The sequence below is a fragment of the Pseudomonas sp. Z1-14 genome (assembly GCF_051132005.1).
Classification (GTDB): Bacteria; Pseudomonadota; Gammaproteobacteria; order Pseudomonadales; family Pseudomonadaceae; genus Aquipseudomonas.
Genome location: NZ_CP071646.1, coordinates 2,121,053 through 2,132,714 on the forward strand (window position 1 = coordinate 2,121,053; position 11,662 = coordinate 2,132,714).

Consider the following 11,662-nt stretch of genomic DNA (forward strand, 5'->3'; position numbering starts at 1 on the left):
CGGCGCGCGCGACATCCACCTTATGTGCGGTATTTCAGCGCTCTCGCACTGCGGTGCGTCGATGAACACTGATTAAGGAGAAGGTAAATGGCAACCCCTAAAGAGAACCTGCTGGATTGGCTCAACGACGCTCATGCCATGGAACAGCAAGCGGAGAAAATGCTCAAGGCCCAGGCCGAGCGGCTGGAGCACTACCCCGTGCTCAAGGCGCGGATCGAACAGCACATCGAAGAGACGCTCGGCCAGCAGAAGCTGGTGGAACAATGCATCCAGCGCCTGGGCGGTAGCCCGTCGATGCTCAAGGACATGGCCGGCAAGCTGATGGCGTTCGGTCAAGCCATGGGTGGCATGGCGATGAGCGACGAAGTGGTCAAGGGCGCCATGAGTGGCTACGTCTTCGAGAACCTGGAAATTGCTTCGTACACGGTGCTGATCGAAGCGGCGAAAGTGGCCGGCGATGTGGAAACGCAAAAGGCCTGCGAGCAGATTCTGCCGCAGGAAATCGCCATGGCTGAATGGCTGCGCGATCATCTGCCGGAAATCACCCAGGCGTTCCTTGAGCGTTCGGCCAATCCGCATACCGAAGCCAAGCGCTGAGGTGCAATGCGAGGCGCGGCCCGGCACGGTTCGGCCGCGCCAAACCTGCCATCAACCGCAAAGAGGACAGGTATGAAGCAGACCACCGGTGAGGTTAGAGCCATCAATCGACAGAGTGCCAGGGTGGGCGTCTATGTGGCGGAAGAAGACGGCCACACGGTGCTTGAGCTAGGGCCCGCCAATGATGTCGACATTGGCGATGTCATTGAATGGAACAGCGGAGCGGCCCTTGGCATGCAGACGTATCGCAACCTGACCAAAGGCTGGACCGACGAAGTGTATGTAGCGAAGCACGGCGTCGCGGCGGCCAACCTTGAAGTTCAATTACTGGTGGGATCCTGACGACACCGGTCCCCTGGAGGACAAACATGAGCGAACTGCAGTGTGGCTGCCCCGGCTGCCATTGCGAGGTAGATCCCGAGCGGGTGTTCAATCATGACGGCGAGGCCTATTGCAGCCAGGCCTGCGCGGAACAACACCCGAATGGCGAGCCATGTCCGGCGGCGGATTGTCATTGTGAACAAAGTGGCAAGGTCGGCGAGCGGGACATTACCAATAACCAACTGGATGAAGCGCTGGAGGAAACGTTCCCGGCCAGCGATCCGATTTCACCCTGAACATCGCTTTATCCGGGCATCGGCGACAGGGTGCCCGGACACCGCAAGCCGGTCAGTGCGGTGGTGCAAGACAACACCGGCAGCTCGCGAGTTTTGGCTTCCTGGAACGGCGCGCGGCCTGGGTGACGAGACCGGTGCAATGGGGTGCTGGCGCCATCCGGCCCTTGGCGGACAGCGTGGAAAGACACGCACTGTTTTTACATGCTTGGAGTGACGCCTTTGGTGGGAGCGAGCCTGCTCGCGAATGCAATGGAAAGTTCAACATTAGTATCGACTGATAAATTGCATTCGCGAGCAGGCTCGCTCCCACAGGGTTTTGAATTTGATAGTGTTAATTGATTGCCGCTTGTTTGATAGCCAGTTTCAATATAGGCCAGGCGCAGCGGTAGATAAATAACAGGATGACCGTTCGTCGCCGTTTGAAGCACTTTCTTCAAACCTTGAGCGGTTCAGGTTTTCCGAATAAGTACGAGCCAACGGGGTTCGCAAATAGCAACTAACGAGGTGAATGAAATGGCAAATACAGGCAATAACAACCCTGGCAATTTCGCTAACGATCGTGAGAAAGCATCGGAAGCCGGCAAGAAAGGCGGCCAGGCATCGGGTGGCAACTTCGCCAACGATCCGGAACGCGCAGCCGAGGCCGGCCGTAAGGGTGGCCATATGTCGGGTGGCAATTTTGCCAACGATCCGGAACGTGCCGCAGAGGCCGGCCGCAAAGGTGGTCAAGCCTCGGGTGGCAACTTTGCCAATGACCCTGAACGGGCTTCTGAAGCGGGCCGCAAAGGTGGCCAGGCGTCGGGTGGCAACTTTGCCAACGACCGGGAAAAAGCTTCCGAAGCCGGTAAGAAAGGCGGTGAAAACAGCCACGGTGGCGGTCGTAAATCGTAATGTCCCCGTGGTCTCTGCAGGCCCCATGCCGATGGCATGGGGTCTGTTTCGGCCACTATCGATTTAAATAGCGTCGGTCATGTCATGCCCGGCTCCGTTTGTTCACTTATATTAAGACGTGGATGAGTTTCTGTTGATTGAAACTACCATTCGTCTTCTGCCTTGAATAAAAAACAAATCTTATCCGTTTAACTTCTTCTGACTTTCATGGGCCTGCCGCCGGCAGTGTTCTCATGAGTGTCCTGATCGAGGAGTTCTACCATGTTCGTACATAACAAACGACTGCAATATACCGTGCGTGTCGCTGAGCCCAATCCAGGACTGGCCAATCTGTTGCTTGAACAGTTTGGCGGCGCCCAGGGCGAGTTGGCGGCGGCGTCGCGCTATTTCACCCAAGCCTTGTCCGAAGATGATCCGGGCCGCAAGGACCTGCTGATGGACATTGCCACCGAAGAGCTCAGCCATCTGGAGGTGATCGGTTCGATCATCGTCATGCTGAACAAGGGTGCCAAGGGCAAGATGGCTGAAGGCGTCGAGCAGGAGGGCCAGCTGTACCGGGAAATCAACGGGGCCGGCAATGACTCGCACATCACCAGTGTGCTGTATGGCGCCGGCTCGCCGTTGACCAACTCGGCCGGTGTGCCATGGACCGCCGCCTACATCGATACGATCGGCGAACCGACGGCGGACATGCGTTCGAACATCGCCGCCGAGGCCCGGGCGAAGATCGTTTATGAGCGGCTGATGAACGTGACGGACGATCCTGGTGTGAAAGAAGCCCTGGGCTTCTTGATGACCCGGGAAATCGCCCACCAGCTGTCGTTCGAAAAAGCCCTGCATTCCATCCAGCCCAACTTCCCGCAAGGTAAACTGCCAGGCATGCCGGAGTTCACCAACGTGTACTTCAACATGTCCCAGGGTGAACCTACCGTGCGCGGTCCATGGAACCAGGGCGACGATTGGGAGTACGTCGAGAATCCGACGCCAGCGGTCGACGGCGGCGATGGCCTGGCCAGCGTGCAGTTGAGTGAAAAGGACGAGGCACTGTTGATGGACATGAAGGCGCGGACGATGTCCAATCCTGAAAGCAATCCCACCACGGGCGCCGATTTGGGTTCGGGGATGCAAGGTGACAAATTGTAAGAAGTTGGCGAGGGGGCCTTGCCCCCCCGCCCGAAAATTCCGCCTGATCGTTCTGCCAATGCGCTCGGCGGTCGGGTATTGCACGGCCAAATCAACAAGGACCTTTGATGGACCAGCCCACCTCCCGGATCCGATCGCCCTGGCGTACCTGGCTTGATCCTGTGCAAAACAACCTGCTGCTGGGCGTGAGCTTCTGGCTGGGATTGGCACTGGTCGCCGTACTGCTGCTGTATAGCGGCTACAACGCCCTGGTGGGGGCCGATCGCCAACACCTCGGCTATGCGGCATTGGGTGGGATATCCGGTTTTGCCGCTACCGCGCTGGGGGCGATGATGGCGGTGGTGCTACGCGATATCTCATCGCGGACCCAGGACATCATGCTCGGTTTCGCTGCCGGGATGATGCTCGCGGCCAGCTCTTTTTCGCTGATATTGCCGGGGATCGAGGCTGCGCAGATCATTTGCGGCAACCAGTTGCTTGCTGCCTTGGTGGTCGTTATCGGCCTGGCGCTGGGCGTCGCGCTGATGGTCGGGCTCGACCGCTTCGTGCCCCACGAACATGAGCTGAGTGGGCGCCGCGGTCCCGAGGCCAAGCGCATCAACCGGGTGTGGTTGTTCGTCCTCGCGATCACCCTGCACAACCTGCCGGAGGGCATGGCCATCGGCGTCAGCTTTGCCAATGGCGATCTCAAGGTCGGTCTGCCCCTGACCACCGCTATCGCGATCCAGGACATCCCCGAAGGCCTGGCCATTGCCATGGCGCTGCGTGTGACCGGGATCAGCACCCTGCGGGCCGCGCTTATCGCGGTCGGTTCGGGATTGATGGAGCCGCTGGGCGCGGTGATCGGCCTGGGCATGTCCTCGGGCGTGGCCGTGGCTTACCCCATCAGCCTCGGGCTGGCGGCGGGGGCGATGATTTTCGTGGTGTCCCATGAAGTCATTCCGGAAACCCATCGCAACGGCCACGAGACACCCGCGACCCTGGGCCTGATGATGGGCTTTGCGGTGATGATGTTCCTCGACACTGCGCTGGGTTAAAGCGCACCCGGAACCCTCTGTCCAGGCGTGCATGGATTTTCTTGAACATCCGCATTTTGCTCCGGGTCAGTGTTGATGACAGGTGAAGCGGCGCTTCACCACTTCAACCCGAAGGAGGATGCCGAGATGGCCAGAAAAACCGTGACGGACCTGTTCATTCACGAACTGTCCGATGTCTACAGCGCCGAAAAACAGATCACTCGTGCCTTGCCACGCATGGCCCGAGCCACCACCAACCCCTTGCTGGCGCAAGCCTTCAACGATCACCTTGAAGAAACTCAAGGCCAGATCGAACGCATCGACACCCTTGTCGAAGTGGCGGGTATCAAGCTCAAGCGCATGAAATGCATTGCCATGGAAGGGCTGGTGGAAGAGTCCAAGGAGCTGATCGAAGAAATCGAAAAAGGCGCAGTGCTCGATGCAGGGCTGATCGGTGCCCAGCAGAAGATCGAGCACTACGAAATTGCCAGCTACGGCACGCTGATCGCCATGGCCAAGCACTTGAACCTGGGCGACGAAGTGGTCGGTTTGTTGCTGGCGACGCTCAAGGAAGAGAAAGCCACCGACGAGAAACTTTCGAAAATCGCCGAGCAGGGCGGCAACCAGGCGGCGACGATGGAAACCTGAGTTGAATTGACGAGCTCTTGTGGCGAGGGAGCTTGCTCCCGCTGGACTGCGCAGCAGGCCCAGGTTGTTGTCGACGCAGGAATTTTCAGTGCTGCTGCGCAACCCAGCGGGAGCAAGCTCCCTCGCCACGGGTGCAGTGTTGAATCGGGCATTGGTGTTCACCCAATGCCCGATTTTTTTTAAGCGAAACCCAGCCGAACGCCCCCAACGACCGCACAGCGTCTGACAATAAAACTCGTTGGAACTACGCTCCCGCGCGTCCCGTCACTTGTTCTGAGAGGCACTTATCCAGGCAACGTTTTGGCGCTTGCCTGATGTTGAGTTTTTCATCACGGAGGCGATGGACAGACATGACTATCCCGGACAACAACACCGAGCGACAAAGCGGTAACGCAAACCAGGGACGACCTGAAGAATCCCTGAACCACATCAAGGAGGACGTTAACGAAGCCATCGGCAGCGCCCGCGAAAAGGCCGATGCGCATTTCGGCCAGTACCGCGATACCGCGGCGGACCAGATCGATGCACTGGCGCGTGGCGCGAAGTCCGCGATGTCCGAGCTTGAAGCCAACGACACCCTTGGCTTGTCGCATTATCTGGCGGACATGGCCGACAGCATGAGTGGCCTGGCCAGCAAACTGCGCAACAAGAGCGCTGAAGAGCTGCTGCACGATGGCTCTCGCCTGGCGCGGGATAACCCCGGCCTGTTCCTCGCCGGCAGTATTGCGGTGGGGTTTGGGCTGTCGCGTTTCCTCAAGGCTGGCACCTCGCCGATCACCACCGAAGTGCAAAGCCCTGCCTCCACGGAGTCGGATCCAGCCGCCGAAGGTTTCGGCGCCCAGCCCTTCGACGCCGAACCCTTTGACGCCCACCCCTTTGACCCTGTGCCTGATCCTATCGGTCCGGGGGCGGGGACCAGCAGCGGCCTCGCCACCGGCGTAACCCCGACTTCACCCAGCGTTCAGGACCATCCCAGTGATTCCGCCACCGGCTCGCTGCCGGGTTTGGCCAATACCAGAGGAGAATTGTGATGAATCGACCAGACCCGGATATCCAGCGTTCCGCCGGCGCCTCGACGCCCGAAAACGATGCCTCGGTCATGGGCTTGCTGCGGCAACTGACCCACGAAGTCCCCTCGCTCTTTACCAAGGAGCTGGCGCTGGCCAAGGCTGAATTCCAGGCGAGCCTCAACACCCTGAAGGCGGGTATCGCCGCAGTGGCCGGGGGCGCCATGGTGCTGATGGCCGGCTTCATCATCCTCCTGATGGCAGTGGTGTATGGCCTGAGCACGATGATGGCGCCGTGGCTGGCCGCGCTGATTGTCGGCGTGGTGGTGATGATCATCGGTTTTGTCATGGTCCAGTCCGGCAAGAAGCAATTCGAGCCTTCCCATTTCAAGCCTGACCGAACGCTCGATGCCATGCACAAAGACCAGGAAGCCCTGCGGAGGAAAGCCTCATGAAGGATGAATTGAAGACTGAAGCGGAGAAGAGCCCGGAGACCATCGAGCGCGAGATCGACGAACAGCGCGCCCATATCAGCCACATCGTCGATGCCTTGGGCAGCAAGTTCACGCCGGGGCAGATGCTTGACCAGGCCTTGGGCATGGTGAAAGGCAATGGCGCCGAATTTTTCGGCAACCTGGGCACGACGGTGCGCAACAATCCGGTGCCAACCGTGCTGACCACGGTCGGCTTGTGCTGGCTGATGCTCGGCCAGAACCACCCGCCCCGGGTCGGTTATCGCGTTGGCCCCGACCAGGACACCAATGGCTGGAGCGAGGGGCTGTCCGGTGGCCTGGACAGCGCCCGCGGTCATCTGCATGACACCACCAACTCCTTGCGCGAAGGGTTTCATCAGCTCAAGGACAAGGCCTCGCATCTGGCTGATGGCCTGGGGGCGAGCGCCCGTAATGCACGGCATAGCGCCACGCAGACAGGCGACCGCCTGGCCCACGGTTCCCAGGATCTGGGCGATCAGTTCAGCCGCCTGCTCAAGGAGCAACCGCTGATGATGGCGGCAGCGGGTATCGCCTTGGGCGCCATGCTCGGAGCAGCCCTACCCAGCACGTCGACCGAACAGCGGGTAATGGGCAAGACCAGCGCCGGCCTGGCCGACAAGGCCAAGCAAAAGGCCCGCGATGGCTACGAAACGGTCCGCGATACGGTGAGCAAGACCACCGAGCACCGTGACGAGCCAAGCGCTGCGCCGGCCACCGGGCACGCGCATTCCGGCGCGGATCTGTCTGGCGGCCTGGGTACCTCGTAAACGGGCAATGATACGGCGCGGGGTGGCCCGCGCCTTATCTATCGGGACTCACGGCAGCCTTGGTTATTTCCAGGCGCGGTAAACCGTCAAGGAGGCGGCACATGAACCATCAGGTTCCGTTCAGCGGCCACCTGGTCTTCATCGGCTTCGGCTCCATCGCCCGGGCCACGTTGCCATTGGTACTGGGGCAGGACCATATCGAGGTCAGGCAAATTACCGTGATCGCGCCGGTGATCGACCAGAACCTCTGGTTCAAGGATCGGGGGATCCGTTTTGTCCGCAAGGCATTGACCGAACAAACCTTCGCGCAGACGCTGGATCGCTGGGTCAAACCCGGTGACTTCATCGTCAATCTTTCGGTGGAAGTCAGTTCCCTGGCAATTATCGAATATGCCTGCGCCAAGGGCGTCCTGTACCTGGATACCTGTGTCGAACCGTGGGCCGGCGGATATGACGATCCGCAGCTGGATTTTTCCCATCGCACCAATTACGCGCTGCGTTATCAGGTCCTGAGCCTGCGCAAGAAATTGGCCGGAGGGCCGACGGCGGTGGTCGCTCACGGGGCCAATCCGGGCTTGATCACCCACTTGCTGAAGGCCGGCCTGGTGGAGCTGGCGGTGCAGTTGGAGCATCCGATACCTCAGCGCCGCGCCGGTGTCGATTGGGCCCGGTTATGCATGGAATTGGGGATCAAGGTGATTCATTTTGCCGAGCGTGATACCCAGCGTTCCCGGCAACCCAAGGAGGACGATGAGTTCGTCAACACCTGGTCGGTGGAGGGCTTCATCAGCGAAGGCAGCCAACCGGCGGAGCTGGCATGGGGCAGCCATGAGCGAACCTGGCCAGCGTCTGCCCGGCGCCATCGCTTCGGCAGTCGCAATGCGATCTACCTGGCACGCCAGAGCGCCAGCGTGCTGGTCAAGACTTGGACGCCGTTGGGCGGGCCATGCCTGGGGCTGATGATCACCCATCATGAAACCGCTTCCACAGCCGACCTGCTTACCGTGAAGGACCAGCGTCGACTGATCTATCGACCGACCCTGCATTACGCCTACCACCCCTGCAACGACGCCTTGCTCTCGGTCCACGAGCTGATCGGTCGCGGCTGGCAAACCCAAGCCCGGCAGCGCATCCTCAACGGCGAAATCGACAGCGGCGGTGCGGATGCGCTGGGGGTGTTGTTCATGGGGCATGAGCTGAATGCCTACTGGTTTGGCTCGGTGCTGAGCATTGACGAAGCTCGCGCGCTGGTGCCTTTCAACAGTGCCACCACCCTGCAAGTGGCGGCAGGCGTGCTGTCTGGCATCGTCTGGGCGGTTGAGCATCCGGATCGCGGCATCGTCGAGCCGGAACAGCTGGATCATGAGCGGGTGCTGGAGGTCGCCAGGCCCTACCTCGGCACTCTGGTGGGGCAGCGCACCGACTGGACGCCGAGTGGCACTTCGCATAAACCGTCCGAGGACGGCGCGGCGGATGGCTGGCAATTCGAGCATTTCACCCGGTTTTAACTGACACGACCGCGACTCGTGGCGAGGGAGCTTGCTCCCGCTGGGTTGCGCAGCAACCCCCAATGCAGGCGACCCGGTCAATTTCACTCATTGGATCGCCTGGTCGAGGGGCCGCTACGCGCCCCAGCGGGAGCAAGCTCCCTCGCCACGGTTTTTGGGTGTTCCGCCTGGTTCTGTTTCCATGGATCTATACTCAGCTCCGTGGATGACAGATTCCAAGGTGGCGCAATCGTGCGGCGTTCGCTGATGCTGGCCGTGATGCTCGTTCTGGCGGGGTGCGCCACGTCGCAGCGCGGCCAACAGGTCGCCCCGGTGGTGATTGCGCCGGACACCTGGCGGCAGGCGGACCGGCAGATCATCGCCGCGTCGAAAAGCGCCACCGAGCAAGCCGAACTCTATGCGCGCGGATCGATGGAACAATGGCGAGTGCTGGTCTACGAGCGCACCGAGGCTGCATTCATCCCTTGGTTCAGCAGCTACTGGACCCAGGAGTGGCTGGCCGTGAAGGTCAGTTGGTATTCGGCAAGCGCCAAGGGCGAGGCGGACTCGTCGTCCAGGCGCCTGGCGGGTTATCTGCAGGAACAATATCGCGAGCAAGTGCTGGAGCCGGTGGCGGTGGAAATCGATCCCGAGGCGATCCGGGCCAACGCGACGGGGTATTACCTGCGCCTGCTCAACCAACAGGTCCAGGTCATTGCGCAACGGCACCGAATCCCGACCGAACTGATGAATCGACGTCTGCACGCAATTACGGCCGTCAACCTGGGACCGCCAGCGACGCGCAACGCAACGTTGTACGAAATGGTCCACACCGAACCGCTCAATACACTGCCGGCCTATGCGGCGCTGATCGATCATGTCGACAAAGCCGCCGACACCGGTTCCGGTCCGTCGGACGCCGTGATTGCCACGGTGGCGCAACGTACCAGTGAAAAAATCGAGGCGCAGTTCGCCACGCGAGGAGCGACCGGTGCGGCGGCGGCCGTCGCCGGGAAGGCGGCAGGGGCGCTGATTTCGGTAGGCGTGGCGGGCATCCGGGCGATCATCCATGAGGGCGAACGGCCGGAAATGGAAGCGCAGATCCGTAAAAGCCTGAGCGCGGCGTTCGAGGAAGCGTGGTTCAAATCGCTCAAGCATCCCCTCAGCGGCGTCATGGCGGCGGTGTACTACCTGGCTGGGCAAATCGACGATAGCCTGGTGGCGGCAGACCTGAGCAACCGACCGGTGTTCCTGCCTGTCATCGAACCATGAGCGCGGTCACTCGGACCCGAGCGTGACCCGGCAGCCTTTGCGCTGACGGATCTGTTCGTCCGTGGGACGCTCCTTGATGAACTCGAAACGCGGCTCGCCTTCGCTGTAGACCACCAGCCAGCCCCATTCCAATTCACTTTCATCCTGCCCAGGCCGGGGCGGCGCGGCCCACCAGGGTTCCTTTTGCATGATCTGGCGCATCGGTTACCTCCTGCGGGTTGATCCTTGACTATAGACCGCAGGATTTCACGACAAGCGCCCACACAGCTCAAGCACTGTGCGAGGCTCTTGTGGCGAGGGGATTTATCCCCTCGCCACAAGGGTTGAGTGCCTGAAGGTAGATAATCAGTGTGCTCTGACCCCACCCACCAGCGTCTAGCGTCTGTATCCCCGCACTCGAACGGGGAATGACCGGACCCCTGCGCACATGCAAGCACTGTTGAACGAGATCCTCGATGCGGTTCGCCCCCTGATTGGTCAGGGCAAGGTGGCCGACTATATTCCTGCCCTCGGCACCGTGGCGGCCAATCAACTCGGCATTGCCGTGTACAGCAACGATGGCGAGATCTATTGCGCGGGCGATGCCGAGACGCCGTTCTCGGTGCAGAGTATTTCCAAGGTTTTCAGCCTGGTGCAGGCCATCGAGCATTCCGGCGAAGCCATCTGGGAGCGCTTGGGCCATGAGCCCTCTGGCCAGCCCTTCAATTCCCTGGTGCAACTGGAATTCGAGCGCGGGCGGCCGCGTAATCCATTCATCAACGCCGGTGCCTTGGTGATTTGCGATATCAACCAGTCACGCTTCGCCGCTCCGGCGTTGTCGATGCGCGATTTCGTCCGACGGTTGTCGGGCAATCCCCAAGTGATGGTAGACGGCAAGGTTGCCGAGTCGGAATACCAGCACCGCGCCCGCAACGCGGCGATGGCTTATCTGATGCAGTCCTTCGGCAATTTCCATAACGACGTGGAAGCGGTATTGCGCAGCTATTTCAGCCATTGCGCGCTGCGAATGAACTGCATCGACCTGGCTCGGGCGTTCTGCTTCCTGGCCAACGATGGTTTCTGCAAGCACAGCGGTGAGCAGATCCTCAGCGCTCGCCAGACCCAGCAAGTCAACTCCATCATGGCCACCAGCGGCTTGTACGATGAGGCCGGCAACTTTGCCTATCGCGTTGGCCTGCCTGGCAAGAGCGGCGTGGGCGGCGGGATTGTGGCGGTGGTGCCCGGGCAGTTCAGCGTCTGCGTCTGGTCGCCGGAACTCAATACCGCCGGCAACTCCCTGGCCGGCATGGCCGCGCTGGAACTGCTCAGCCAACGGATCGGCTGGTCGGTTTTCTAGAAGCCAAAAAAGTCCCGCTCCTGACGCAGGAGCGGGCCCTTTGTATTTGTGGAATGTCAGCAGAGGCGGTCGATGACCCGGACCTCGGCAGAGTTCTGCACCGATTGCCAGGCCTGGGTCAGCGTTTGCAGCACGCGGCCCATGAAGTCCTTGTCAGCGGCGGCTTTCTTGCCGACGTAGCCCTGGCCGCGACGGTACATCTTCAGCCGGGCACACAGGTCTTCCTGGCTTTTTTCGAATTCTTCTTCCTGGGTGAAAGGCGAGAGGCAGTCCATATGGACCTGGCCAGTCTTGCTGATCCACAGGATATGGCTATCCAGGGTGTCCTTGTGTGCTGCGAACATGCGAGCCAGTTCATCAATAGATGGTTGATTATTCAGATTCATG

General features: G+C 60.6%; 15 protein-coding genes. 13 read left to right on the top strand and 2 right to left on the bottom strand.

Annotated features, from left to right (window positions below; all coding sequences use genetic code 11):
- The first annotated feature begins 87 nt into the window (after window positions 1-87).
- The 12 genes from J3P89_RS09775 to J3P89_RS09830 all read left to right on the top strand — a co-directional run bounded on the left by J3P89_RS09775 (window position 88) and on the right by J3P89_RS09830 (window position 9,939).
- Window positions 88-597 carry a ferritin-like domain-containing protein gene (locus tag J3P89_RS09775; RefSeq protein WP_305500226.1) on the top strand — a complete coding sequence of 170 codons (510 nt, stop codon included), beginning with the start codon at window positions 88-90 and terminating at the stop codon, window positions 595-597.
- A gap of 72 nt (window positions 598-669) precedes the next feature.
- Window positions 670-939 (top strand): hypothetical protein, encoded by a 270-nt coding sequence (locus J3P89_RS09780; protein WP_434656964.1) that lies wholly within the window; start codon window positions 670-672, stop codon window positions 937-939.
- Window positions 940-965: 26 nt separating this feature from the next.
- A complete protein-coding gene (locus tag J3P89_RS09785) occupies window positions 966-1,214 on the top strand; it encodes a metallothionein (RefSeq protein ID WP_305500228.1) in 249 nt (82 codons plus the stop codon).
- A gap of 513 nt (window positions 1,215-1,727) precedes the next feature.
- The gene (locus tag J3P89_RS09790; RefSeq protein WP_039589227.1) at window positions 1,728-2,105 is read left to right on the top strand and encodes a general stress protein; all 378 of its coding nucleotides are present in this window, start codon (window positions 1,728-1,730) and stop codon (window positions 2,103-2,105) included.
- Window positions 2,106-2,366: 261 nt separating this feature from the next.
- Window positions 2,367-3,248 (top strand): manganese catalase family protein, encoded by an 882-nt coding sequence (locus J3P89_RS09795; protein ID WP_434557679.1) that lies wholly within the window; start codon window positions 2,367-2,369, stop codon window positions 3,246-3,248.
- Between the two features lie 107 nt (window positions 3,249-3,355).
- On the top strand, window positions 3,356-4,285 hold the full coding sequence (locus tag J3P89_RS09800) for a ZIP family metal transporter (protein WP_434573336.1): 930 nt from the start codon (window positions 3,356-3,358) through the stop codon (window positions 4,283-4,285).
- Between the two features lie 126 nt (window positions 4,286-4,411).
- Entirely contained in the window at window positions 4,412-4,912 is a 501-nt protein-coding gene (locus J3P89_RS09805) for a ferritin-like domain-containing protein (RefSeq protein ID WP_434601204.1), read from the top strand.
- 350 nt (window positions 4,913-5,262) lie between these two features.
- A complete protein-coding gene (locus tag J3P89_RS09810; protein WP_434697401.1) occupies window positions 5,263-5,943 on the top strand; it encodes a hypothetical protein in 681 nt (226 codons plus the stop codon).
- A complete protein-coding gene (locus J3P89_RS09815) occupies window positions 5,943-6,374 on the top strand; it encodes a phage holin family protein (protein WP_434573341.1) in 432 nt (143 codons plus the stop codon). Before J3P89_RS09810 ends, J3P89_RS09815 begins: the two co-directional genes overlap by 1 nt.
- Complete coding sequence (locus tag J3P89_RS09820; RefSeq protein WP_434630095.1) at window positions 6,371-7,180, top strand: DUF3618 domain-containing protein; 810 nt, start codon at window positions 6,371-6,373, stop codon at window positions 7,178-7,180. Before J3P89_RS09815 ends, J3P89_RS09820 begins: the two co-directional genes overlap by 4 nt.
- A 101-nt stretch (window positions 7,181-7,281) precedes the next feature.
- Window positions 7,282-8,688, top strand: a complete 1,407-nt coding sequence (locus tag J3P89_RS09825; protein WP_434697402.1) for a saccharopine dehydrogenase C-terminal domain-containing protein — start codon at window positions 7,282-7,284, stop codon at window positions 8,686-8,688.
- Window positions 8,689-8,919: 231 nt separating this feature from the next.
- On the top strand, window positions 8,920-9,939 hold the full coding sequence (locus tag J3P89_RS09830) for a hypothetical protein (protein WP_434697403.1): 1,020 nt from the start codon (window positions 8,920-8,922) through the stop codon (window positions 9,937-9,939).
- A 6-nt stretch (window positions 9,940-9,945) separates the two neighbouring features.
- Here the strand turns inward: J3P89_RS09830 and J3P89_RS09835 are convergent, their stop codons facing one another.
- On the bottom strand, window positions 9,946-10,140 hold the full coding sequence (locus J3P89_RS09835) for a hypothetical protein (protein WP_434573346.1): 195 nt from the start codon (window positions 10,138-10,140) through the stop codon (window positions 9,946-9,948).
- Window positions 10,141-10,366: 226 nt separating this feature from the next.
- Here J3P89_RS09835 and glsB point away from each other — a divergent pair, with 226 nt between their 5' ends.
- A complete protein-coding gene (gene glsB, locus J3P89_RS09840) occupies window positions 10,367-11,275 on the top strand; it encodes a glutaminase B (protein WP_434573347.1) in 909 nt (302 codons plus the stop codon).
- A gap of 56 nt (window positions 11,276-11,331) precedes the next feature.
- On the opposite strand, the gene J3P89_RS09845 is transcribed toward glsB, so the two are convergent.
- Complete coding sequence (locus J3P89_RS09845) at window positions 11,332-11,661, bottom strand: hypothetical protein (protein ID WP_305500244.1); 330 nt, start codon at window positions 11,659-11,661, stop codon at window positions 11,332-11,334.
- Window position 11,662: the final 1 nt, after the last annotated feature.